24 protein-coding genes and 1 other annotated feature (1 of these 25 cut by a window edge) are annotated in these 23093 nt (G+C 33.5%); of the genes, 11 read left to right on the top strand and 13 right to left on the bottom strand.

What is annotated here, in order from left to right:
- Nucleotide 1 precedes the first annotated feature (1 nt).
- Together BR65_RS01555 and BR65_RS01550 are read right to left on the bottom strand one after the other, a co-directional pair.
- A complete protein-coding gene (locus BR65_RS01555; RefSeq protein WP_023177442.1) occupies nucleotides 2–1141 on the bottom strand; it encodes a cysteine desulfurase family protein in 1140 nt (379 codons plus the stop codon).
- Nucleotides 1142–1308: 167 nt separating this feature from the next.
- The gene (locus tag BR65_RS01550; protein WP_023177441.1) at nucleotides 1309–3030 is read right to left on the bottom strand and encodes a septation ring formation regulator EzrA; all 1722 of its coding nucleotides are present in this window, start codon (nucleotides 3028–3030) and stop codon (nucleotides 1309–1311) included.
- Nucleotides 3031–3255: 225 nt separating this feature from the next.
- On the opposite strand from BR65_RS01550, the gene BR65_RS01545 reads away from it, so the two are divergent.
- From BR65_RS01545 to BR65_RS01525, 6 genes are all read left to right on the top strand, one after another.
- On the top strand, nucleotides 3256–3723 hold the full coding sequence (locus BR65_RS01545) for a GAF domain-containing protein (protein ID WP_023177439.1): 468 nt from the start codon (nucleotides 3256–3258) through the stop codon (nucleotides 3721–3723).
- A gap of 219 nt (nucleotides 3724–3942) precedes the next feature.
- A complete protein-coding gene (rpsD, locus tag BR65_RS01540; protein ID WP_023177437.1) occupies nucleotides 3943–4548 on the top strand; it encodes a 30S ribosomal protein S4 in 606 nt (201 codons plus the stop codon).
- Between the two features lie 418 nt (nucleotides 4549–4966).
- On the top strand, nucleotides 4967–5146 hold the full coding sequence (locus BR65_RS01535) for a hypothetical protein (RefSeq protein WP_023177436.1): 180 nt from the start codon (nucleotides 4967–4969) through the stop codon (nucleotides 5144–5146).
- A 79-nt stretch (nucleotides 5147–5225) separates the two neighbouring features.
- The gene (locus BR65_RS01530) at nucleotides 5226–5447 is read left to right on the top strand and encodes a glycine zipper domain-containing protein (protein WP_023177434.1); all 222 of its coding nucleotides are present in this window, start codon (nucleotides 5226–5228) and stop codon (nucleotides 5445–5447) included.
- Nucleotides 5448–6162: 715 nt separating this feature from the next.
- Nucleotides 6163–6333: a hypothetical protein gene (locus tag BR65_RS13780; protein WP_156098836.1), complete on the top strand. Its 171-nt coding sequence runs from the start codon at nucleotides 6163–6165 to the stop codon at nucleotides 6331–6333.
- 125 nt (nucleotides 6334–6458) lie between these two features.
- Nucleotides 6459–6923, top strand: coding sequence for an S-ribosylhomocysteine lyase (locus BR65_RS01525; RefSeq protein ID WP_034536427.1), 465 nt, complete (start codon nucleotides 6459–6461; stop codon nucleotides 6921–6923).
- Nucleotides 6924–6961: 38 nt separating this feature from the next.
- On the opposite strand, the gene BR65_RS01520 is transcribed toward BR65_RS01525, so the two are convergent.
- A complete protein-coding gene (locus BR65_RS01520) occupies nucleotides 6962–7618 on the bottom strand; it encodes a YktB family protein (RefSeq protein WP_034536426.1) in 657 nt (218 codons plus the stop codon).
- Between the two features lie 626 nt (nucleotides 7619–8244).
- Here BR65_RS01520 and BR65_RS01510 point away from each other — a divergent pair.
- Nucleotides 8245–8688, top strand: coding sequence for a YueI family protein (locus BR65_RS01510; protein ID WP_023177427.1), 444 nt, complete (start codon nucleotides 8245–8247; stop codon nucleotides 8686–8688).
- A gap of 22 nt (nucleotides 8689–8710) precedes the next feature.
- Here BR65_RS01510 and BR65_RS01505 read toward each other — a convergent pair whose 3' ends face one another.
- On the bottom strand, nucleotides 8711–9271 hold the full coding sequence (locus BR65_RS01505) for a GNAT family N-acetyltransferase (protein ID WP_034536424.1): 561 nt from the start codon (nucleotides 9269–9271) through the stop codon (nucleotides 8711–8713).
- Between the two features lie 223 nt (nucleotides 9272–9494).
- On the opposite strand from BR65_RS01505, the gene BR65_RS01500 reads away from it, so the two are divergent.
- The gene (locus tag BR65_RS01500; protein ID WP_023177423.1) at nucleotides 9495–9974 is read left to right on the top strand and encodes a GNAT family N-acetyltransferase; all 480 of its coding nucleotides are present in this window, start codon (nucleotides 9495–9497) and stop codon (nucleotides 9972–9974) included.
- 73 nt (nucleotides 9975–10047) lie between these two features.
- On the opposite strand, the gene BR65_RS01495 is transcribed toward BR65_RS01500, so the two are convergent.
- Genes BR65_RS01495 through BR65_RS01485 form a run of 3 tightly spaced genes read right to left on the bottom strand, consistent with a single transcriptional unit; the run spans nucleotide 10048 to nucleotide 11598 of the window.
- On the bottom strand, nucleotides 10048–10740 hold the full coding sequence (locus tag BR65_RS01495) for a 5'-methylthioadenosine/adenosylhomocysteine nucleosidase (protein WP_034536423.1): 693 nt from the start codon (nucleotides 10738–10740) through the stop codon (nucleotides 10048–10050).
- Nucleotides 10741–10775: 35 nt separating this feature from the next.
- Nucleotides 10776–11027 carry a cell wall synthase accessory phosphoprotein MacP gene (macP, locus tag BR65_RS01490; RefSeq protein WP_023177419.1) on the bottom strand — a complete coding sequence of 84 codons (252 nt, stop codon included), beginning with the start codon at nucleotides 11025–11027 and terminating at the stop codon, nucleotides 10776–10778.
- 22 nt (nucleotides 11028–11049) lie between these two features.
- A complete protein-coding gene (locus tag BR65_RS01485; RefSeq protein WP_034536422.1) occupies nucleotides 11050–11598 on the bottom strand; it encodes an NUDIX hydrolase in 549 nt (182 codons plus the stop codon).
- Nucleotides 11599–11868: 270 nt separating this feature from the next.
- On the opposite strand from BR65_RS01485, the gene BR65_RS01480 reads away from it, so the two are divergent.
- From BR65_RS01480 to BR65_RS01470, 3 genes are all read left to right on the top strand, one after another.
- On the top strand, nucleotides 11869–12573 hold the full coding sequence (locus BR65_RS01480) for a 5-bromo-4-chloroindolyl phosphate hydrolysis family protein (RefSeq protein WP_051932613.1): 705 nt from the start codon (nucleotides 11869–11871) through the stop codon (nucleotides 12571–12573).
- 19 nt (nucleotides 12574–12592) lie between these two features.
- Entirely contained in the window at nucleotides 12593–13813 is a 1221-nt protein-coding gene (locus tag BR65_RS01475) for a toxic anion resistance protein (RefSeq protein ID WP_023177412.1), read from the top strand.
- Between the two features lie 165 nt (nucleotides 13814–13978).
- Entirely contained in the window at nucleotides 13979–14227 is a 249-nt protein-coding gene (locus tag BR65_RS01470; protein ID WP_007724863.1) for a GlsB/YeaQ/YmgE family stress response membrane protein, read from the top strand.
- Nucleotides 14228–14299: 72 nt separating this feature from the next.
- Here the strand turns inward: BR65_RS01470 and BR65_RS01465 are convergent, their stop codons facing one another.
- The 6 genes from BR65_RS01465 to ileS form a co-directional block, all read right to left on the bottom strand.
- The gene (locus BR65_RS01465; RefSeq protein ID WP_034538566.1) at nucleotides 14300–16066 is read right to left on the bottom strand and encodes an ABC transporter ATP-binding protein; all 1767 of its coding nucleotides are present in this window, start codon (nucleotides 16064–16066) and stop codon (nucleotides 14300–14302) included.
- A 37-nt stretch (nucleotides 16067–16103) separates the two neighbouring features.
- The gene (locus BR65_RS01460) at nucleotides 16104–17882 is read right to left on the bottom strand and encodes an ABC transporter ATP-binding protein (protein WP_034536421.1); all 1779 of its coding nucleotides are present in this window, start codon (nucleotides 17880–17882) and stop codon (nucleotides 16104–16106) included.
- Nucleotides 17883–17910: 28 nt separating this feature from the next.
- A complete protein-coding gene (locus BR65_RS01455) occupies nucleotides 17911–18351 on the bottom strand; it encodes a MarR family winged helix-turn-helix transcriptional regulator (RefSeq protein WP_051932611.1) in 441 nt (146 codons plus the stop codon).
- Nucleotides 18352–18646: 295 nt separating this feature from the next.
- Complete coding sequence (cspD, locus tag BR65_RS01450) at nucleotides 18647–18847, bottom strand: cold-shock protein CspD (protein WP_023177406.1); 201 nt, start codon at nucleotides 18845–18847, stop codon at nucleotides 18647–18649.
- 156 nt (nucleotides 18848–19003) lie between these two features.
- Complete coding sequence (dapF, locus tag BR65_RS01445; protein ID WP_023177404.1) at nucleotides 19004–19993, bottom strand: diaminopimelate epimerase; 990 nt, start codon at nucleotides 19991–19993, stop codon at nucleotides 19004–19006.
- Nucleotides 19994–20102: 109 nt separating this feature from the next.
- Complete coding sequence (gene ileS, locus BR65_RS01440; RefSeq protein ID WP_023177403.1) at nucleotides 20103–22886, bottom strand: isoleucine--tRNA ligase; 2784 nt, start codon at nucleotides 22884–22886, stop codon at nucleotides 20103–20105.
- Nucleotides 22887–23008: 122 nt separating this feature from the next.
- Nucleotides 23009–23093, bottom strand: a binding site (T-box leader) (it continues 139 nt past the right edge of the window).

Genomic DNA, 23093 nt, shown 5'->3' with positions numbered 1-23093 from the left:
TTTATTTTATATCTTTAAATTGTTGATACAAGAAATCAAATTCTTTCATAAAGACTTTTGCTTCTTCTAATGTATTAGTATCTGTTAAACTCACCCGTATTGCGCTAGTAGCGATCTTTTCTGGAACATTCATTGCTACTAAAGTACTGGATGTCGTACCCTTGCGACTAGAACAGGCACTTGTTGTTGAAATGTAAATGTCTTTTTTCTCGAAAGCATGCACCATTACTTCACCTCTTATCCCTTTTAAAGCAAAACATAAGATATGCGGAGCGCCTTCTTTTTGGGAGAACACTGAAACTTTTTTATAACCCTCTAACTGTTCCATAAGGTAATTTTTTATTTCTTTTTGATTCTTTTGTTTCTCTTTTTCTTTTTCCAATACCAAACGCAAAGCTTTTGCCATAGCAGCTACACCTGCTACATTTTCCGTTCCACTACGTTTGCCAGATTCTTGTCCTCCGCCACTTAGAATCGGAGCTATCTTCTTGCCTTTTTTTATATACATAAATCCTATACCTTTGGGACCATGAAATTTATGAGCAGAAAAAGTGGCTAAATCGATCCTTGAACTGTTCCCTAACGAGAAAGGGATTTTTCCAATTGCCTGAACAGCATCTACATGAAAGTGAACAGTCGGATAGTCTTTTAAAATTTCTTCAATTTCTGTTAATGGTTGGATACTGCCAACTTCATTATTTACTGCCATGACCGAAACAAGTATCGTATCAGGCCTCAACGCCTCTTTCAAATCAGAAACTGAAATTTTCCCACTGGAATCAACTGGTAAAATCGTTACATCAAATCCTAACATTTTTAACTGCTCTACAGATTCTTTAACAGCAGGATGTTCGACAGCAGTAGTGATTATGTGTTTTCCAAATTGTCGTTTTTCAATGGCTGTCCCTTTTATAGCCCAGTTATCGCCTTCTGTTCCACCACTTGTAAAATAAATTTCTTCTGGCATAACATGCAGTAAATCAGCTATTTGTTTTCTAGATTGTTGAAGCAGCCCATCTGCATAATCACCCAATTGGTGTAGACTAGAAGGATTGCCGCTTATGCTCTGGCTTACTTTTTCAAATGTTTGTAATACGCTTTTGTCAATACTAGTTGTTGCACTATTATCAAAATAGATCATTGGATCGTCACACTTTCTTTTTAGGTTGTTCCGTACTAAAAAATTACTTACTTATTATAACAAAAACTCTTTTGAATACAAGGCATCTCTTTTTTCACAAAATGAAACAGAGCAGCTTATCTCACTGCTCTGTTTCATCCGTTGCCGTTAATTTAAATTATTGGGTATTATTTAGCATTTCTACTTTTTTCTTCATAATATTGAGATTCGACTTTTTTGAATGATCCCGGTTCTACGATTTCTAATGCAGTTGAGATCACTTCAAGCGACTCTTTGTATTGAAACTCCTTATTGAACAAAGTGTTACTTTCTAAAATAACCTCTCCTATTTCAGGATGATCATTGCGGTAACGATTAGCATATTGCATCATATATTCAGTCAATAATGCACTATCCACAATTTCTTCAGTTTTATCAATCAGTAGTTCAACATCATCTTCACACATGTCACACATTTTTTTGATTTCAGTCATATCAATCTTCAATTTATTTAATTCTTTGGCTAATTTTTCAATGCGTTCTGTCGTAACAAAAAACAAATCTAAATATTCTTCAGGCAGACCTGGTAAATGTTGCTTTTCAATATATCGCTTGATTCCTCGCATATTAAACTCAAAATCGTCAATTTTTTCTTTAACTTCGGTTTCTTCCTTACGCAAGTCCGTTAATTGAGTGATCAATGCTTCTTGTTTTTCCTCAATTCGAGTTAATTTTTCACCGTCTTCAGCGAAACTTTCTGCTACAACTGTATAAACAGCCTGATTTTTTTCCATACCATTAGTGAATGTTTCAAAATTTTGTTGACTCTCATCGATTTGTTCTTGAATCTCTTTTATTTGTTCAAAAACAGTATCTTCAAGTTTATAACTTTGTGATACACGATCGATCTCAATCAATAATTGTTTATTTCGTTTGTTTACGAATGCAATAAATTCAGCTAAAACGGGTTGTTCTTTTGCTACTAGTTGTTTCGCATTTATTTCAGCTTCCATTACGTCATATAAGTGATTAATTTTTTCTTGAATGACAACATCCAACTTTTGAACCTCTTCAATTTCACACTGTTCAAGAAGTTTCTCAACTTGTTTGATATCTTTTTCAACTTCAGCAATATCCGTTGTCATGGTATCTTCTAAAAAGATAAATTTTTGCACATCTTTTAGTTCATGATATCCTTCTTTTAATTCTTGAATTTGTGCCGGAAATTCATGACTGATTTCTTTCACTAAACTTGGAATAATCGTAACTGCATCATTCAATTCTTTGGTTTCTTGACTCACTTTTCCCAATACTTCTTCCGCTTCAATATGATCTCCAGAAGACGTTAACTCAGAAAAATCAGCAAAGCTCAATTCCAAAAATGTCAGTTGTTTTTCTAGCTTATCAAGTGCTACCCCAAAAGAAAAACTTTGTGTTAACAATTTTTTTCGTATACCTTGATACATTTCTTGAACTTTTTTAATAGCTTGACTATTTTTTTCTTCACTCTTTAATAATTCATTTAAAGCTAATTGAATCTCTTTTGTTTTCTCATCAGTGCTCTTGATCAATTCACCTGTTTTAGTTTCGGCTTTACTAGCTTTGATTAGTTGTAAACGATCAGTCGCTTGTTCAGCATCAAATAGAAGATTTTCTATATCTGGAAAGGCCGTCATTTCAATTTGTTTCCATCTGTCTTTCCACTGTTCAAAACTTTTCTTCGTTTGCCCAGTTAAAGATAACGTTTTAACATTGTGAATAATATCAGCAATTGGTGTATCCATTAATTCAAATTTTTGTTGTTCTAACTTATTAATTGTTTGGTAATGCTTCTTTTTCATAATGTAACTTGTTACGTAAGCTATAATAGCTAATACGACTATAACAATTAAAACAGTTTCTAGTTTCATTCTAAAACCTCCGATTGAATTACTGCTAATTTCTTTTACGTATACAAAAGATGACTCTTTTATCTATGTAGAAATGTTTCATTGGGTTCGATTTTCAATAAGTATTTACTTATAAAAACTCCTATTGTATATTATAGCATAGAAGGAAATATTCTCACACCTCAATCTAAGAAAATATTATTATTTACTTAGGTTAGTTTTAATCGCATTTAAAGGAGTGTTCATATGACAAAAGAATCTACTTACTCGTTAACCAACAAACAACTTAGTGCCGTTATTGGTGACGAACCTAATTTTATAGCTAACTTGAGCAATGCAGCAGCTTTATTATTTGAAAATTTGCCTACTATTAATTGGGCTGGTTTTTATTTATATGATTCCAATTCAGATGAACTTGTTTTAGGACCTTTCCAAGGTAGAGTAGCTTGTATCAGAATCCAAAATGGTAAAGGTGTCTGCGGATCGGCTTATGCAAAGAAAGAAAGTATCTTTGTAGAAGATGTTAATCAATTCCCAGGTCACATTGCTTGTGATGCAGCGAGCCAATCTGAAATCGTTGTTCCCCTGATAAAAGATGGCCGTATCATTGGTGTTTTAGATATTGATGCTCCAATTACTAATCGCTTTGACGAAATTGACCAAAACTATTTAGAAGAATTCGTCCAAATTCTTTTAGATCCCTCAATTATATAATAGAATGACTTGACTTACTAATGATTTATAGCGTATAATTGCGTTTGTGTAAAATAATGCAGCGTGAGAGTGGTATTCACGTCAACAGTTCATTGCCAGTAATGGTGCAATTGCGTAACCTATGGCTGCAAAGGTGAAGATTGAAAAATGGACTGCACGAAATACTGAACTTCAACTTATTATTTTACTCCAAAAAACATTTATTGGAGGAATTACATTATGTCACGTTATACAGGTCCAAGTTGGAAAGTTTCTCGTCGTCTAGGCATTTCACTTTCTGGCACAGGTAAAGAAATCGAACGCCGTCCTTACGCTCCAGGTCCTCATGGTCCGAACAGCCGTAAAAAATTAACAGAATACGGTCTTCAATTACAAGAAAAACAAAAATTGCGTCACATGTTTGGTATGAACGAACGTCAATTTAGTAACTTATTCTTAAAAGCTGGTAAAATTAAAGAAGGTAAACATGGTGAAAACTTCATGATCCTTTTAGAACAACGTTTAGATAATGTTGTTTACCGTTTAGGTTTAGCTACTACTCGTCGTCAAGCACGTCAATTAGTAAACCACGGCCACATCCTTGTTGATGGCAAACGCGTTGATATTCCATCATACAGCGTTTCAGTTGGACAAGTTATCACTGTTCGTGAAAAATCTAAAAACATGGAAATTATTAAATCTGCTGCTGAATCATTATTTGGCCGTCCTGATTACGTAACTTTCGATGTTGAAAAATTAGAAGGTTCATACAACCGTCTTCCATTAAGAGACGAATTATCTTCTGAAATCGACGAAACAATCATCGTTGAATACTACTCTCGTTAATTCTTGAGTAATGCGAAAAACACTTTTAAAAACCCACAAACGTTTATATACAAACGTTTGCGGGTTTTTTCTTTTTTTATCCAAAACGTGGAATAACTCGTAATAAATAGTTTATCTGGGGAACTCTGGGGTTATAAAGGAAGACGACTGTCATTTAAGAAAACTATGTTTTAACGCAAAAAAAATAACTCTACCTCAATTAAGAGATAGGGTTTTTTACTGCTTTATAAGTAAATATTTCCCACAAAAAAGCTCTTATTTATTTATGAGAGGTAAAATGCAACCTGTGAGTATTGGTTAGATTTAAGACTATAAGATTAGACTTTTACTACATAATAAAGTTATGTTTTAACGCAACTATATATTTTTTAAATGATAAGGGTTACAATATAGATAAAATTATAAAGGAGTGTTGGGTATGGACGATAAAGCATTAAAAATATTAGAAAAAATTTATGATAAGCTTGATTATATTGCAGAAAAACTAGATGTAATTGAGGAAACTTCTACATCTTCTAAAGGCGATATAGAATTAATTAAGTTATCTTTAACTCGGATTGAAGAATCGACGGGACCTGTAAATCCTAACATTGGATAAAAAGTTTTATCTTATAGACTAGATTAATAGACTCTCTTACCTTATATGATAAAATTAAATCATAAGGAGGAAGTTACTTATGGGAGACTTAAATAATAAAGATAGTAAACAGAAAAATGATGAAAAGAAGACGGACAAAACATCTTATCTTGCTTTAGGTATGTCTTTGGGTCTTGCGTTTGGAGCTGCTTTAGGGCTAGTGTTTGATAATTTGGCTATTGGAATCGCTATAGGTATTGCTCTTGGTGTTGCAGTTGGTGCAGGTGTGGATAGTCAAAATTCTAAAAATAAATCAAAATAAACCCAAAAAAAAAGCCGCCTCAATTAAGAAGTGGCTTTTCGTGTATATAAATTGGTATTATTATACTTAACTAAACATAAAAATCCATATGGATGAATAATGATCTTGTTTCGCAATGCTTGTGTTTCCAGCATGTCTGCAACCTTCTTTATTTAATTTAATAAAAATAAGCTAATTTCCAAACTAATTGTTTAACTTTCAAAGTTTATAAGCTGGGGAAACTCTTGGGGAAGTTTTTATAAAACACCTTAAACAGACTTACAGTGCAAGCTTTGCAAAACGATTCATTGTACTTCTCTCGTTAATCCGATTGTAATACAAAGAATCATTTTAAACCCACAAACATTTTCATTGTTTGTGGGTTTTTTCTCTTCCATTATTCGCATAGCTAAAACGGCTTATTCTGTAACAACTCTAATTTTCTAACTTCTAAAGTTAGAAGTCCTTTTTTCCTATTCCACTCCCTATTACAGGCATTTTTAAAGAGAAAAACCTGTTTATTTTTTTAGTTAACAACCGTTTCCAATAGGTATTTACGGGCGTTTATATGAATTTGATGAGAAAACAAAAAAAGTAGTTCAAGTGTATTTTCATCTACACTTTTTTGTGGTAAGCTTTGTTAATTAATAAGTTAGTTAGTTGTTTTTGCCCTTATATATTTATCCACTATTATCATTTTATACTAAATTGTTTTTACTAAGAAGGAGTGTATACTGTGTCTAATAATACAGTAATCGAAGTTACTGGTCCTGCTGTCAAATTAAAAAGCAACAAATCAAAAATAGTCATCCATTATCAAGATGATTTTAATGCACTAATACATTATGAGTTTATTGTCCGTAAATTCAATGAAAAAAAAGAAGAAGATAAGGATGACGAACGCTGAGATTTTTACACTCAGCGTTTTTTTCTACTATAACTAAAAATAACTATTTTTAGTCTTGTAATAAAAATGGTACACTAAACCATAAGGACTTAAATATGTTTAAAAGAATTAGGAGTGTTTCATTTATGACAAGTAAAATGAATGTAGAAAGTTTCAACTTAGATCATACTAAAGTTAAAGCACCTTATGTTAGATTAGCAGATAAAAAGATGGGATTGAATGGCGATAAAATTTTGAAATACGATGTCCGCTTCTCTCAACCTAATAAAGAACATATGGACATGATGAGTGTTCATTCATTAGAACATTTAACAGCTGAATTGATTCGTAATCATGCTGATTATATTATTGATTTTGGACCTATGGGATGCCAAACCGGCTTTTATCTAACTGTCATCAATCATGAAAACTATGACGAGATTTTAGAAGTTTTACAAAAAACTATGGAAGATGTTTTAGTGGCAACAGAAGTTCCCGCAAGCAACGAAACTCAATGTGGATGGGCAGCTCACCATACCTTAGAAGGTGCTCAAAAATTAGCAAAAGATTTTTTAGCAAAACGCAATGAATGGCATATTGTGTTTGCTTAATAAAAAATTCCTTACGAATATTCGTAAGGAATTTTTTATTAAGTTGCATACGAATTTGCAGGCTCTTGCAAGTCATATACACTGTAAGCTTGTTTATATAAAGGAACGAGTTGTATAAATGTATTGAGTATATATTCTTGCATGGCTTTTGGATCCTTTAAAATCGGATCCTCTGCTAATAGTTGTCTCCCGATTAAAAACTCGCCTTTTTTCACCGTTTGCCAACGTATCAATCCATTCAACAAATCTGCTTCAGTTAGGGGTATGACGGTTTCTTTTGTATGATCCCATGAAACAACATAGTCATCAGGAATCTTAAATAGTAATGATGGATCTTCGATTATTTGTAAGGCCATCTTTTCTTCATACAAAGGGTTATCAATAAAAGCCAGCCAAATAAACAGATGTGTCTCATACAATCCTAGTTGGAAATGCGGATATTTTTTGTACCCTCTTTTATCTCCTCCTATTGCCAACCAAGTATCTTTTGGTGCATTTTTAGTTCTTCTTAAGTGTTGTGCAATATGAACTGGAAGAATCTCTTGATTCAATTCAATAGCTATTTCTTTAGCAAAGTCTTGACCTAATGCGCGAAATTTTGGTTGTAATTGATTTCGAATAGCTGTCATTCTTTGTTCTAAACCTTCTATTTTAAATACGTCAAAGTCTTCTTTTGTAAAGGTGTTATTATTCATCCATTCACTCCCGATGTCCTACTATTTTTTATTGGATAACCATTGAAATTTCTTCGTTCATTAGCTGAGTAGCTTTAATTCCTCCACCAAATAAATACTAAATATCTGGTGTTAAATAAACGATTTTATCATTTTTAAAGGACTTAGTTTTTTGGATCAACTCATTAGATACTAAATTATTAGTTGCTTTATCTCCACCAATCGTTGAAGTACGATTGATAACAAATAATAAATCCGGGTTTTCATTAACTACACATTCAGGCGAAATAGATTGTCTATGTATTGGAGGTTCGATTGTAACCTCACTAGACTTAAATCCAAAAACATCATTCACTAACCCAAAACGTGAATGGTTTCATGATAAGCCTGCAACAACTGATGAGTGCCCAAGTTAATAGTAAATTCACTGCCTGAGGCAATCTTACAGTGAAAAAAATATATTTCTAATGCTGATTTTATAGATTTTCTTTAAAAAAAGCAATCGTTTTTGATTGTTTTTGTGTGATAATGAGCAAATTAATAAAAAGTTTTCATTCTCAATTGTTCATGCTATACTAATTTTTAATATAAGCTTATTTATAAGGATAAGCTTTATCTCATTTCCACTAAAAGAAGGGGGCTTACACATGGCTGACAGAGAAACTCAAGACTATTTATCAAAAGGCATTTATGGAAATAAAAAAACAAACCCCGATGAAAGAAATAAATATTTTGGTAGTTTAAGAGAACGTGTTTATTTATCTATGACTATTGAACAACTCATGTCCAATGAGTATCTTGATGCATTAAAAAAAGAAATCCGACTTCATCCCCAGCAACAACTACTATTAAATGGTCAAATTGACATGAGTAAATTGAGTCCTTATATAAAAATAAGCCAAGACACAGACTGCTCGTTTCGTATTGTCTCTGATGAAGGGGCTCAACATAGTCCATTTGGTCTTATCTATGTGTCAACACATGCCGTCAATGAAGAAGTGGTTGATGTAGCTGTTAAATACCCTACTTCACTACCTAATCAGGAAAAAGATAATGAAAAGCCTTCTTTTTTTAAAAAGTTTTTTTCTTAATAGACTAAACAAAAAAGCTAAACTATTTAGCTTTTTTGTTTAGTCTATTTTCATTGTATGTCAATTGCTTTGGTTTCCATTCAAAATAGGCTACTCGCTCACCTCCTACAAAAAGACCTTCACCCGTTTTAATAAATCCTAATTTTTGTAAAATATGTTGTGACTTTTTATGATACAAATAAGTTTTAGCTCTTATCGTTTTGATTTTTTCAGAGACAAGCCAATCTAAAAAAGCTTGTGCACCTTCCGTAGCATAGCCATTTCCTGCATATGCCTCTACTATTCCATATCCTAACTCCGCTTCACCAGTTATTTCAGGGGTTCCTTGTGCACTTACTTCTCCAATGATTTTATTTTCAGCTTTCAGTATTATGAGGTGTGTCCATTTTGCTTTATTTGGGTCTTCTTTTACTGATTCTAGTACATAAGGTAAATAAAAGAAAAATTCTACTCCTGGCCATTCTTTTGCCACGCTATAGCCAGATAACTCACTTAATCTGTCGTCTCCAATTAGTGTAGCCTCAATAAATGATAACTTATAGGGTATAAGTACTAAGCGCTCCGTCTCTAGAATATCCACCACAACTAACCTCTTTCCTGCTTATTTATCTACTAAATTCATTCTAACTATTTTTATTTTTTTCCTGCTTCTTCTACTCTCTTATTTTAATTTTTTTGCATTTTTATAGCAACCGCATTCTTTCTATTTGATTAATAATTTAGCAAAGAACCTTTTTATTTTTTCACTACTCGTGATAAACTGTTAATGTAAAGTAAAAAGAATGAATGTAAGTGAGGACTTTTAAATGAAAATAATAGAAACAAGAGACGCAAAACTACTAGCAGAATTAGGCTATGTGATGCAAGACAAACATAGAGAAATGTATCCTGATTTTTTTAAACCTTACAATGAAAAAGAATTAGTTTACTATTTTCAGGAATTATTTAAAAATCCAAAACAACAGGTTTTTCTTTGGGTAGATGATCAAAAAGAACCTGAACAAATTGCTGCATATCTTTGGTTGGAAGAAGAAGTTGTTCCTGAAACAGTTTATCGTTATGGATACACCAGGCTTTATTTACACCATATTCTAATTATGCCTACCTACCAAGGAAATGGTTTAGGTAAAGAACTTTTGGCATTTGCAGATAACTTTGCAAAAGAACAGGGTATTCCCCAGATTGAACTCCATTATTGGCCTAATAATGAAATAGCTAAAAAATTGTATCATCAGTTTGGTTATGAGGTTTATACAGAAATCGCCTATAAAACAATCACCACTTAATGATTATTTTATAGCTCAAAAAAAAAAACGAAAAATGATGAGCGTCAAACTCATGATTCTTCGTTTTTTTGATTTAAGCTAAATTTTTGATTAATTCTATTACCATTTCACCAGATTTTTTACCTGCTTCAATAATAAATTCATCAAAACTTATACCCGCTTCTTCGTCAGCTACATCTGACATAGCTCTTACAATAACGAATGGTTTATTGAATTGGTAGCAAACTTGAGCAATCGCTGCCCCTTCCATCTCAGAAGCCAGAGCTTCTGGAAAATGTAGTTTGATCTGATCCACAATTTTTTTATCCGCTACAAAAGAATCACTTGTAAGAATTAATCCCTGTTTTGCTTTTAACCCAACTTTTTCAGCTGCCTCAACGGTTTGCTTTACAAGAGTTTGATCTGCTGGGTACCGAGCAGGCATTTGAGGAACTTGTCCGATGACGTAATCGAATACAGTAGCATCCACGTCATGGTAAGCAAGTTCTGTTGAAATAACAACATCTCCTACGGCTAGACCTGCTCCAATCCCTCCTGCAGAACCTGTATTCACAATAGCATCAACTTCATGTTTAGCGAATAATAAAGTTGCAGCAATTGCAGAATTAACTTTTCCAATTCCAGATTGCACTAAAACCACTTCAGTCTGTTCTATCATCCCAGATGTGAATGAGGCATTCGCCTCTGTCCATTCTTTTTTGTCTTTCATATTCGTTTTTAATACAGCTACTTCCTCTTGCATTGCACCAATAATTCCAATTCTCATTATTTATTTCCTCTCTAGTCTAAATGATTACTTCTTTACCAAAACCATACAATAGCTAAAACAATAATCAATAATGCCGCCACTACAAGAATGATTCTGTCTAGCTTACGTCCTCTATCGCGAATTTTTTCATTTTCACTTTTACGACTTTTGGTCACGACACCTTCTTTTTCCATTTGCTTTTGGTACTCACGTTCAACTCGTTCTCGTTCTTTATCTCTTTTTTTTCTTTCTTTTTCTTTTAGTTGATTTTCTTTTTTGATTTCTGCTCTCGTTTTTGGATTCATCTAACAAAAATCATCCTTTCTATTACTCAGCTGCTTTTTTTAATTTCCAAGCAATAAGAGCATATACTGTTTTAGCATCGTAAATCAAGTGTTTTTCGTAAGCATCCCAAGCTTCATCAAAAGTTAAATAGACTAATTCAATAAATTCATCTTCATCTTGTGCGCGTGGTGTTTCAACTTGTGTCAATTCACGAGCTGTATAAATATAAATTAGTTCATTGGCAAAACCTGGTGACGTAAAGAATGACGTTTCCAATTCGAATATCTCAGCACTTAAACCTGTTTCTTCCTCAAGTTCTCTTTTACCAGTTTCTAAAGGGCTTTTATCTGTGGAATCAATTTTCCCAGCAGGTATTTCCAGTAATACTTGATCAACAGCTTTTCGGTATTGTTTGACAAATATCATTTTCTCATCATCCGTAATAGCCATAATAGCTACTGCACCTGGATGTTTGACCAATTCTCTTTTAGCTGTTTTTCCATTAGGCAATTGAACAGTCTCTACTGCAAAGTCAATTAAATTTCCTTTATAGATACTTTGACTGGACAGTGTCTTTTCTTCAAATTCCACTTAACATTCCTCCTTATAAGCTTTTCTATGTCTTATCATACCTTCCTCACGCTTTTTTTTCAATTAAGTCTAAAGCTAATAGCTATTTATCCTCACTCATCTTCCAATTTACTATGAATCTAATGATCTTTCGTGATCCTTCCCACTGCATTAGTTGTAGCAAGAAATCGTCCTTAGGTCCGATAGGAGTTTTACAAGTATTTATGCTAAAATAAGAATAAGAAAATAAAACTTAAAAAAACAAAAAAATAAACTAATGGAGTGAATAGTATGAATAAAAACATCAAAAATTTAGGGGACATTTTTTATTACACTTTGACAAGTATGACGACTCTTTTAATCTTTTTAGTCATTTACTTTCTGTTCCGTTTTGGTCTCTTTTGGTCATTGATCATCAGTTTAGCAATTGGCGCTTACTTTGTTTATAAGCAATCTATGACGGATAACTCATCGTCTACTAAAAAACTAAAACGGTTATCTCCTGAAAAAGAAGCTTTTTACAAATCTAAAGGAATGTCTAAAGAAGAAATTCAATTTTTTAGAGAAACAATGCATACTGCAAAACTGAAATTATTGCGTTTAGAAAAAAACTTCGTTGGCGTTTCTAAACTTGAAGCAATTGAAAAACGCAACAATACCATCAAATTAGCTAAGTCTTTATTTAAAGGCATCACTGAAGAACCGAATCGTTTGCATGAAGTAGATAAATTTTTATACGTTCATCTTCCTTCTTTAACAGATTTGACAGATAAATATTTAGAAATCAGCCAACATGAAGTAAAAAATAAATCAACATTTGATATTCTTGACGAAAGTGCCTCTACAATTGATGAAATGTGCCAATTGATTGCGGAAGATTATGTTCTTTTCAAATCTGATGATTTTGAAGATATGGCCATAGAGGTAGAACTTGCAAAGAAAGCTATTGAACGCGATAATGGACATACACAATCAATTGAGTCAGAAGAATTATAATCTTTAAGGAGATGGTAAGATGGACAAAGAGAAAGAAGCACTAAATCAACCTTCTACAGTTAAAGAAGTTGATTCTGAATTAGAAAGTTTATTAGCTAATCCATTTGGAGATGTATCGACAAATGCTCCTGTATTACAAAAGCAAGAACAAATTGAAAAAGAAATGGTTCAAACAGAGCAAGTACCTCGTTTAATTGATAGTTTACCTAAAGAACGTCAAGAGCAAGCTCGTTCACTAGCGGAACAAATTGATGTAACAAACGCTCAATCCGTCATGATGTATGGATCAGCTGCTCAACAAAAACTTGGAGAATTTTCGCATTCTATGTTGAACCATGTTCAAAACCAAGATACGGGAGAAATTGGCGATACCTTAAATGATTTAATGTATCGCTTGAATGAAGCTAATCCAGAAGATTTACGAGCTGAAGACAGCAATGTATTCAAAAAAATCTTTGGTCGTGTAAAAAAGTCGATTTATGAAATGACAGCTAAATACCAAAAAATTGGTGCTCAAATTGATAAAATTTCCGTGAAATTAGATAAAGAAAAAGCTGGTCTATTAAATGATAATTTAATGCTAGAACAACTTTACACAAAGAATAAAGATTATTTTGATGCCTTAAATATTTATATTGCTGCTGGGGAATTGAAAATTGACGAATTACTTAACACTCTTATTCCAGAAGCTGTTAAAAAAGCTGAAACAAGCACTAACCAAATGGATGTACAAACAGTTAATGATTTAAATCAATTTTTAGATCGATTAGAAAAACGGACACATGATTTGAAGTTAGCGCGTCAAATGACAATCCAACAAGCTCCTCAAATTCGTTTGATTCAAAATACCAATCAAGCGTTAGCAGAAAAAATTCAATCTTCTATCAATATGGCTATTCCTCTATGGAAAAACCAAATTGCGATTGCTCTTACTCTTCTTCGTCAAAAAGATGCAGTTACTGCTCAACGACAAGTATCTGAGACGACGAATGATTTGATGAAAAAGAACTCCGAGATGCTGAAAATTTCTTCTATTGAAACTGCAAAAGAAAACGAACGTGGTATCATTGATATTGAGACGTTACAACAAACACAAAATGATTTGATTGAGACCTTACAAGAGACACTGCAAATTCAACAAGACGGTCGTGTTAAACGAAAAGAAGCAGAACGTGAACTTTCTGTTATGGAAACCTCTTTACGAGATAAATTGTTGGAACTTACTACAGATAAAAGCTAAAAATTAAAGCACGAGGAACAAAAAGTAACAGCTATTACTTTTTTGTTCCTCGTGTTTTTCTACATGCATATTTGTGTGAAGTGCATATCATTTGATATGTGTACAGAATGTGACTATACTAATAAGTGTAATAAAGAAAAACATTTTTTGAAGGAGGACAAGAACATGGGATTTATTTGGTCATTAATTGTAGGTGGAATTTTAGGAGCTATCGCTGGTATGATAGTTGGTAAAGATGTACCAGGAGGTATTATCGGAAACATTATCGTTGGGTTTATCGGTTCATGGATTGGTAGTTCATTATTGAGCGACTTTGGTCCAATAATTGGTGGTTTCGCAATTATTCCAGCATTAATTGGAGCAATTATTTTAATCTTTATTTTTTCTCTTATCGTTGGAAGACGTAAAGGTTAAAAATAACTAACTTAATAAAGAAGCAAAAAAAGAGCCGTTCAAGAAATTTTTCTTGAACGGCTTTTTTGTGTTTTATTCTTCTTCTTGGTCGAATTGACTGTTGTAAAGATCAGCATAAAAACCATTTTGTTCCAATAACACTTCATGGTTTCCGCTTTCTACTACATCTCCGTCTTTCATCACAATAATTAAATCTGCATTTTTGATTGTAGATAGACGATGTGCAATAACAAATGAAGTTCTTCCATTCATCAAGTGATCCATCGCATTTTGAATAATGATTTCAGTACGTGTATCAACTGAGCTTGTTGCTTCATCCAAAATCAATAATGGTGCGTCTGCTACCATAGCACGAGCGATCGTCATTAATTGTTTTTGTCCAGCTGACAAACTTGTTGTATCATCTAAAATCGTATCGTAACCGTGCGGCAAGGTTTGAATAAAGTGATGAACACCGACTGCTTTACAAGCATTGATAACTGCTTCATCGCTTACTCCTTGTTTGCTGTAGACGATATTTTCTCTTACTGTTCCTTCAAATAACCATGTATCTTGCAATACCATACAGAATTGTTCATGTAAAGCTCCACGTGTCACACTAGAAATCGGTGTTCCGTCAATGTAGATTTCTCCACTATTCACTTCGTAAAAACGCATCAATAAGTTTACTAATGTCGTTTTACCAGCACCTGTAGGACCTACGATTGCAATTTTTTGCCCTGCTTTAGCTTCTAGAGAAAAGTCATTAATAATTAAGCGATCAGGATTGTAACCAAACTTAACGTGATCAAATGTTACATTTCCTTTGACCGTACCTAATGAAGTTGGTTTTCCTGTTTCAACTTCTAATTCTTCTTCTTCTAAGAAGTTAAAAACACGTTCACTAGCAGCTGCAGCCGATTGTAAACTTGTAAAAGCTTGTGCGATCTGAGAAAGAGGTTGCGTAAAGAAACGGATATACATCATAAAGGCAACAATCACACCAAAAGTAATGTGGTCATTAAACGCTAAATAAGCTCCTACTACACACACAACTACATATCCAAAGTTCCCAATGAAATTCATTAAAGGCATCATTAGACCAGAAATATATTGCGATTTCCATGCACTATCGAATAATGTATCATTGATTTCATTAAATTCTTTAATAGCAGATTCTTCACCATTAAAAGCTTTTACAATATTATGTCCAGTATAGATTTCTTCTACATGACCATTTAGTTCTCCTAAACTTTTTTGTTGTTGGCTAAAGAATTTTTGAGATTGTTTAATAATCGTGAGCATTAACGCAAAACCTAGAACAGTTGATAAAATAGCAGCAATAGCCATAGGTACATTTGTATAAAACATCATGATCAATGAACCAACAAACAAGCTGATAGCCGTCACTAATTGACCTAAACTTTGGTTTAATGTTTGACCGATCGTATCGACATCATTTGTTACACGGCTTAAAATATCTCCATGATTATTACTGTCAAAATAACGTAATGGCAGACGATTAATCTTTGATGAAATGTCTGTACGCAATTTTTTGGTTACATTTTGAGTTACAGTTGCCATAATAAAACCTTGGAAATAAGATAAAACAACTCCAAGAATGTACAATGTAACTAATAACAAAGCAATATTTTTAATTTTTTCTAAATCGATTTCACCTGTGATACCTTCAGTGATCACATCTGTAATTTCACTAAGACGATCAGGACCCACTAAATTGAATACTGTACCGATAATAGCAAAAATAAATGCGATGATAATATACCACATATATGTTTTACAATAATTGGCTAATTTACCGATAGATTCTTTGAAATTATCTGGTTTTCCTCCTGCCATAGGTCCCTTAAGTCCTCTTGCTGGAGTTGCTGTTTTTTTACTCACCTGCTAATTCCTCCTTAGAAAGTTGAGAATAAGCAATGTCTTGATAGACTTCGCATGTTTGCATCAATTCTTGATGTGTACCAATTCCAACAATTTTTCCTTCTTCTAAAACAATGATCTTATCTGCATCACGAATCGTACCAATACGTTGAGCAACAATTAATTTTGTTGTATCTGCTAACTCTGTATTTAGTGCTGCACGTAAAATACGGTCAGTTTTGTAATCTAATGCTGAAAATGAATCATCAAACACTAAGATTTCTGGTTTGCGTGAAATAGCACGTGAAATGGCTAAACGTTGACGTTGTCCACCAGATACATTGCTACCTGATTGAGCAATAGAAGCATCATATCCGCCTTCCATTTTCTCAACGAAATCACTACTTTGCGCTATTTCAATTGCTTTTTTCATGTCAGTATCTGTAACTTCATGACCAGCATCTCCATAACTCACATTTGAACGAACCGTCCCACTAAATAAGAACGCTTTTTGCGGAACAAAACCAACTAGAGAATGCAAGTGTTTTTGCGTATATTCTTTAATATCATGGCCATTGATTTTGATTGCTCCACTTGTTACGTCAAAGAAGCGGGGTACTAAGTTAACGAGTGTACTCTTTCCGCTACCCGTAGAACCGATAAAAGCAACCGTTTCACCTTTATTTGCTGTAAAGGAAATATTTTCTAATATGGCCTCAGTAGCATCTGGATATTGGAAGGTTACGTTGTCAAATACGATTGTTCCTTTTTGATCACTATCAGATTGTGTTAAGTTTCCATCTTTGATAGTTTCTTTTGTATTTAAGACCTCTAAAATACGTCCAGCTGATACTGCAGCACGCGGTACAATAATGAATACAATCGTTAACATCATGAATGACATAACAACTTGAACAGCATATGAAGAGAATACAACCATATCACTAAATAAACTGATACGTTCTAGAGCACTTGATTGATTCACTAGTTGAACATCATTGATTAAGTATGCACCTATCCAATAAATAGCTAAACTTAATCCGCTCATGATCAATGACATCCCAGGCCCCATAATGGCCATAATTCTAGTAATAAATAAGTTTGTTTTTGTTAATTTATTATTAGCTTCTCCAAATTTTTCTTCTTCAAAAGCTTCTGCATTGTATGCACGAATCACACGTAATCCAGTTAAGTTTTCGCGAGTAACCCGGTTAAGATTATCCGTTAAATTTTGAATAATTTTAAACTTAGGTAAAGCGAATATTACTATGATACTGATGATAAGTAATAATACTCCTACTGCACCAGCTGTTGAAAGAGTCCACTCCCAAGATTTATCCATTATTTTTGTAATGGCCCAAACAGCCATAATAGGTGCTTTGATCAATACTTGCAACCCTAGCGACATAGCCATTTGTATTTGTGTTACATCATTTGAAGAACGAGTAATCAAACTTGCAGTAGAAAAATGATTGATTTCTTCCATTGAAAATCCTTCAACTTTTGTAAATACTTCTTTTCTTACTGTGCGTGATAGCCCTGCTGCTACTTTTGAAACAAAAAACACTGTTACAAAAGATGCTAGTAAACTACCTAAAGCACATAACATCATAAATCCACCATTTTTGAATATATCTTCCATTTTTGATCCTGGAATTTGAATAAGCTCAGTAATTTTAGACATGCATTCGGGTAATTCCAAATCTAAATAAACTTGAGCAACGATAAAGATGACACTACATAAAATCATTAGCCATTCTTTTCGTTTTAAATACTTTAGTATTTTCAGCATAGTCGTTCTCCTTCATATCTTTAAATAATCATTTATCTTCAGTTTCAGCTTTAACTTGAGCTTCAGACATATTTTGTTGCATTTTTTGGATAATTTCAAAAAACTGATCCATCTCTTCTTCAGTTAAACCATTTGTTAACAATTTTTCGATCCTTTGTATTTCACTGTTTACTTCTTCAACCATACTTTTCCCTGTTTCTGATAGCTGTAATTTTTTGACTCGTGCATCTTTTTCACTAGAAATGCGTTCAATAAATCCTTTTTCTTCCATACTTTTCAGCATTGTTGAAGTAGTTGAGCGTCGCATTGAAAATTTTGTTTCAATATCTTTTTGAAAAACATCTTTCTCTTTATGACTACCTAAAAAAGCAATGATCATCCCTTGTACCTTAGTACATTGTTCATTGCCTATTGGCTTACTCGACTCTATTCTGCGATGGATGAAATTCATTAACTTCCGCATTTCCATTCCTATTTCCCTTTTTTTACTATTATCATTAGTAAAAATCTATCTCACCTCTATCTTCTATTGACTCAATAACAGCGACCCAAAATTGTTAGCACGCTAACAATAATAAATGTATTCAAATATAATGTCAATAACTTTGTGCAATTTCTGAAAATGATTACCCTTTCAACACTTTATCTTATAAAAAAAAGCACCAACAGATTAAAAATCTGTTGGTGCTTTAATATACTCTCTATTATTTAAAAACAATTTTTTTATCGTTTACACTTATAACAAAGAATTATCATTAGCTGACTTATAGTTTTACAACGTTTGCAGCTTGAGCTCCACGGTTTCCTTCAACAATGTCAAATTCAACTGCTTGGCCTTCTTCTAATGATTTAAAGCCGTCGCCTGTAATTGCACTGAAATGTACAAATATATCGTCTCCGCCTTCAACTTCAATAAATCCAAAACCTTTTTCACTATTAAACCATTTAACTGTACCTTTTTCCATAATTCCTGTACCTCCGCTAATTCATTTTGCAATTGATTCTTTTTTGACTACTTATTTTCTTAAAGTAATAAAATCGATTACAAAATTATTATAACTCAGGGTTTTTCTTTTTGCAAGGGTTTACTTTGCTTTAACAGAGACATTTTCAGAAATGAATCACTTTATATTAATATCGGAAATATGCTTTATAAAATCATGGTAATTTTTATTTTCATCTAACCTTATTTGTTTATTGTTGGCTAGCTGATGATTTAAAATATCTTTTAGTGAAATAGAAATCTTGCTAAGATACGTTGCATTGCCAATTAGATCCATCCAATAAGTTCCATCCTCTTTTTGATGAACGATTGTTTGAACCATGCCACCCGGATTAGTCACTTGAACTTTTTCTTCTAATTTACCGCTTTTTAATAATACATACATTAAACTGCTGGCTGCCATTGCTGTACCACAAGCATTTGTAAAACCTACTCCTCTTTCAAATGTACGAACAAATATTTTTTGATTGCCTAGTTCTTCGACGAAACTAACATTCACTCCATCAGGAAAATAAGGATTTGCTCCATTTAAATAAGTTGCTAGTTCTTTAAGCTGTGAGCTTTCCATTGTTTTATGATCGACAAAACTAATTAAATGAGGGTTTGGTACTGCTACGGCAGAAAAACGCAGCCCAGGTGCTAATTCAGGCAGTTCTTGATCAATAAAAGTTTCATCTGCCCAATTAAAAGGCAATGCATCTACATTAAAAGATACCGGGGAAATCTCTACTTGAAAAGTTTGAATATCTTTTCCTAAGTCTTCTGCTTTTTTTACATGGAGATCTGCATGCATCGTCTCAACCACCAACTCATCTTGGTTGTGTTTTTCAGAAAGATAACGAGCAACAGTTCTTAATCCATTGCCGCACATGCTGGCTTCGCTGCCGTCATAATTGATAACTCTCATGCTTTCGCCAGTTGCTTTATGCTTTGCAGCCCCGACTAAAAGAACACCATCTGCTCCATTTAAAAGTCCTTCATTGCGATCTGTAATAATTTTAGTTAAAGAAACCAGCTCATCTTCGCTCAATGTTCTTTCTAATACTGTTTCATCTAAAATAAAAAATTCGTTTTCTGATCCATGTACCTTGATCAACTCTAATTCCATTTAACTGTACCTCCTGCTTTTTTCTTATTTTACCCATCCTCATTTTAAAATACAATAAAAAATGTGTATTCAAGGACAATCTCTTGAATACACATTTTTCATATAAATTTTATTCAGCTTCTGGAACTAATGCTTCTGGAAAATGTTCTTCAACGATTGCTGCACAACGAGCACAAAGTGTAGGAGCATTTGGATTAGAACCCACATCTTCTTTAATTGCACGACATCTTTCACAAGTTTCGCCGTGGGCATGTTCTACAACTACTGCGACAGATTCAGAACGGGTAGCATAACTTGGTGCTTTATCAATCGATTCTGCTATTTCTAAATCTGAAACAATCAATAATTGAGCTAAATTACTATTCAATGAAACAAATAGATCTTTTGTTTGTTCTGTAGGATAAAGGGTCACTTTTGCTTCAAAAGATTTCCCTATGATTTTTTCATTACGTGCTTCTTCAAGTGCTTTTTGAACCACATCACGAACATCCATAAATGCATTCCACATATCCATTAATTCAGCTTCATTCTCATAGCTGTCAATAGCAGGCACATCAGCTAATTGAACAAACTCTTCTGATTCACTTAAAAATGACCAAATTTCTTCAGCTGTATGAGGTAAGATTGGTGTTAATAATTTTGTTAATTTTACCAATACTTCATAGAAGACAGTTTGCATTGCACGACGTTCGTAAGCATCTTCAGCTTCGATATAAACCACATCTTTAGCAAAGTCCAAGTAGAACTGAGATAAATCAACTGTACAGAAGTTATTGATTAATTGATAGATAGAAGAAAATTCATATCTTTCATAATGTCCTTCTACTTTTTCAACCAATTGATTTAAACGAATCATCATATATTTATCTACTGAACGCAAATCTTCAAAAACAACACTATTTTCTGAAGGTGTGTAATCAGCTGTATTTGCTAATAAGAAACGCATTGTATTACGAATCTTACGGTACACTTCAGATACTTGTTTCAAAATTTCATCACTGACACGCACGTCTGCTTGAGTATCTACACTAGAGACCCACAAGCGAATAATGTCAGCTCCCATTTGTTTGATAACTTTGCTTGGTGCAATCGTATTGCCAATAGATTTACTCATTTTACGGCCGTCACCATCTAAAACCATTCCTTGAGAGAGAACTGTTTTATAAGGAGCTTCTCCATTGATGGCAACACTGGTTGTAATGCTTGAATTGAACCATCCACGGTATTGATCTGATCCTTCAAGATACATATCTGCTGGGAAAGTTAAATTCTCTCTTGCTCTTAAGACAGCTTCATGGGATGATCCAGAGTCAAACCAAACATCCATAATGTCTGTTTCTTTTGTGAAAATATTGTTTGGACTTGAAGGATGAGTGAAACCTTCTGGCAATAAGTCTTTTGCTTCACGTTCAAACCAAACATTTGAACCAAATTCTCCAAATAAAGAAGCTACATGTTCAATCGTTTCAGGCGTAATGATGGCTTCGCCATTTTCACCATAAAAAATTGGTAACGGTACTCCCCAAGCACGTTGACGCGAAATAACCCAATCTCCACGATCACGAACCATGTTATACAAGCGTTGCATACCCCATTTTTGAACCCATTCGACCCCTTCAACAGCTTCTAAGATGTCTCCACGAAACTTATCAATAGAAGCAAACCATTGCGGTGTAGCACGGAAAATAACCGGTTTCTTAGTTCTCCAGTCATGCGGGTAACTATGAGTAAAGAAGTTTAATTTTAATAATGCCCCTTCTTTTTTCAACCACTCTGTGATTACTTTATTACCATCATCGTAGAAAATACCTTCTAATCCTGGTGCTTCATCTGTAAAGCATCCTTTATTATCAACTGGAGACAATACACTTAATTTATATTTTTGTCCAACGATAAAGTCATCGTCCCCATGTCCTGGAGCTGTGTGAACAAGTCCTGTACCAGCTTCAAGCGTCACATGATCTCCAAGGATCACTAAAGAAGTACGATCATACATTGGGTGTTGAGCTGTCATATATTCCAATTCTTTTCCTTTTAATTCTTGAATCGTCTCAACTTGATTCCAACCAATTTCTTGTGTCACTGTTTCAATCAAATCTTTTGCTACAACATATTTCTTCCCGTCAGCTACAACAACTGAATAATCGTATTCAGGATGAACAGTAATGGCAAGATTTGATGGAATAGTCCATGGAGTCGTTGTCCAAATCACAAAAGAAGTGTCTTCATCAATTAGACCTTTGCCGTCAACTACCTTAAATGCTACATAGATACTAGCTGATTTAACATCTTTATATTCGATTTCGGCTTCTGCAAGAGCAGATTCACTAGATGGTGACCAATAAATGGGTTTCAAACCTTTATAGATATAACCTTTTTCAGCCATTTTTCCAAATACTCGAATTTGTGCTTCTTCATATTCTTTAGTAAGTGTTACGTATGGATGATCCCACTCGCCAGCAACCCCTAAGCGTTTAAAATCTTCTTTTTGTTTATTCACTTGTTCCCATGCATATTCTTCACATAGTTTACGGAATTCAAAAATACTCATTTCTTTACGTTTTACACCTTTATTTGTTAATGCTTGTTCAATTGGCAGACCATGAGTATCCCAACCAGGAACGTAAGGAGAGCGGAATCCAGACATTGATTTATAACGAACTATAATGTCCTTGCTGATTTTATTTAACGCATGTCCGATATGAATGTTCCCGTTTGCATAAGGTGGGCCATCATGTAAGACGAATGTTGGTTTGCCTTCGTTTATTTTTTGACGTTGTCCATAAATATCTAATTCTTCCCAGTTTTTTTGCCATTCTAACTCGCGTACTGGTAAATTTCCACGCATTGGGAATTTTGTTTTGCCTAATTGTAATGTTTCTTTCATTTTCATCAAAGATCTACCCCTTATTCTTTATAATTTATATCTGTCCTAAAAAAATATCAAGCTCATCATACAGCTGAGATGGGCCAATTGCAACTTTTCTTCATTCCACAAAAAAAAGACTCCTTCCCCAGAGGGACGAAATCTTCGTGGTACCACCCAAATTCAGAAGAAAAAATAAGTTTTTCTTCTCTTAAGTAATTGTGTAACGCCAAT

Source organism: Carnobacterium inhibens subsp. inhibens DSM 13024, assembly GCF_000746825.1.
In the GTDB taxonomy this organism is placed as follows: Bacteria; Bacillota; Bacilli; order Lactobacillales; family Carnobacteriaceae; genus Carnobacterium_B; species Carnobacterium_B inhibens.
Note: the sequence above shows the minus strand (reverse complement) of the source record. Positions and strands in the feature narration are given on the sequence as shown.

Coding starts and splice junctions, on each gene's coding strand:
- BR65_RS01555 (WP_023177442.1), bottom strand. CDS start 1,141: ATGATCTATTTTGATAATAGTGCAACAACTAGTATTGACAAAAGCGTA.
- BR65_RS01550 (WP_023177441.1), bottom strand. CDS start 3,030: ATGAAACTAGAAACTGTTTTAATTGTTATAGTCGTATTAGCTATTATA.
- BR65_RS01545 (WP_023177439.1), top strand. CDS start 3,256: ATGACAAAAGAATCTACTTACTCGTTAACCAACAAACAACTTAGTGCC.
- rpsD (WP_023177437.1), top strand. CDS start 3,943: ATGTCACGTTATACAGGTCCAAGTTGGAAAGTTTCTCGTCGTCTAGGC.
- BR65_RS01535 (WP_023177436.1), top strand. CDS start 4,967: ATGGACGATAAAGCATTAAAAATATTAGAAAAAATTTATGATAAGCTT.
- BR65_RS01530 (WP_023177434.1), top strand. CDS start 5,226: ATGGGAGACTTAAATAATAAAGATAGTAAACAGAAAAATGATGAAAAG.
- BR65_RS01525 (WP_034536427.1), top strand. CDS start 6,459: ATGACAAGTAAAATGAATGTAGAAAGTTTCAACTTAGATCATACTAAA.
- BR65_RS01520 (WP_034536426.1), bottom strand. CDS start 7,618: ATGAATAATAACACCTTTACAAAAGAAGACTTTGACGTATTTAAAATA.
- BR65_RS01510 (WP_023177427.1), top strand. CDS start 8,245: ATGGCTGACAGAGAAACTCAAGACTATTTATCAAAAGGCATTTATGGA.
- BR65_RS01500 (WP_023177423.1), top strand. CDS start 9,495: ATGAAAATAATAGAAACAAGAGACGCAAAACTACTAGCAGAATTAGGC.
- BR65_RS01495 (WP_034536423.1), bottom strand. CDS start 10,740: ATGAGAATTGGAATTATTGGTGCAATGCAAGAGGAAGTAGCTGTATTA.
- macP (WP_023177419.1), bottom strand. CDS start 11,027: ATGAATCCAAAAACGAGAGCAGAAATCAAAAAAGAAAATCAACTAAAA.
- BR65_RS01480 (WP_051932613.1), top strand. CDS start 11,869: ATGAATAAAAACATCAAAAATTTAGGGGACATTTTTTATTACACTTTG.
- BR65_RS01475 (WP_023177412.1), top strand. CDS start 12,593: ATGGACAAAGAGAAAGAAGCACTAAATCAACCTTCTACAGTTAAAGAA.
- BR65_RS01470 (WP_007724863.1), top strand. CDS start 13,979: ATGGGATTTATTTGGTCATTAATTGTAGGTGGAATTTTAGGAGCTATC.
- BR65_RS01465 (WP_034538566.1), bottom strand. CDS start 16,066: ATGGCAGGAGGAAAACCAGATAATTTCAAAGAATCTATCGGTAAATTA.
- BR65_RS01460 (WP_034536421.1), bottom strand. CDS start 17,882: ATGCTGAAAATACTAAAGTATTTAAAACGAAAAGAATGGCTAATGATT.
- BR65_RS01455 (WP_051932611.1), bottom strand. CDS start 18,351: ATGGAAATGCGGAAGTTAATGAATTTCATCCATCGCAGAATAGAGTCG.
- cspD (WP_023177406.1), bottom strand. CDS start 18,847: ATGGAAAAAGGTACAGTTAAATGGTTTAATAGTGAAAAAGGTTTTGGA.
- dapF (WP_023177404.1), bottom strand. CDS start 19,993: ATGGAATTAGAGTTGATCAAGGTACATGGATCAGAAAACGAATTTTTT.
- ileS (WP_023177403.1), bottom strand. CDS start 22,886: ATGAAAATGAAAGAAACATTACAATTAGGCAAAACAAAATTCCCAATG.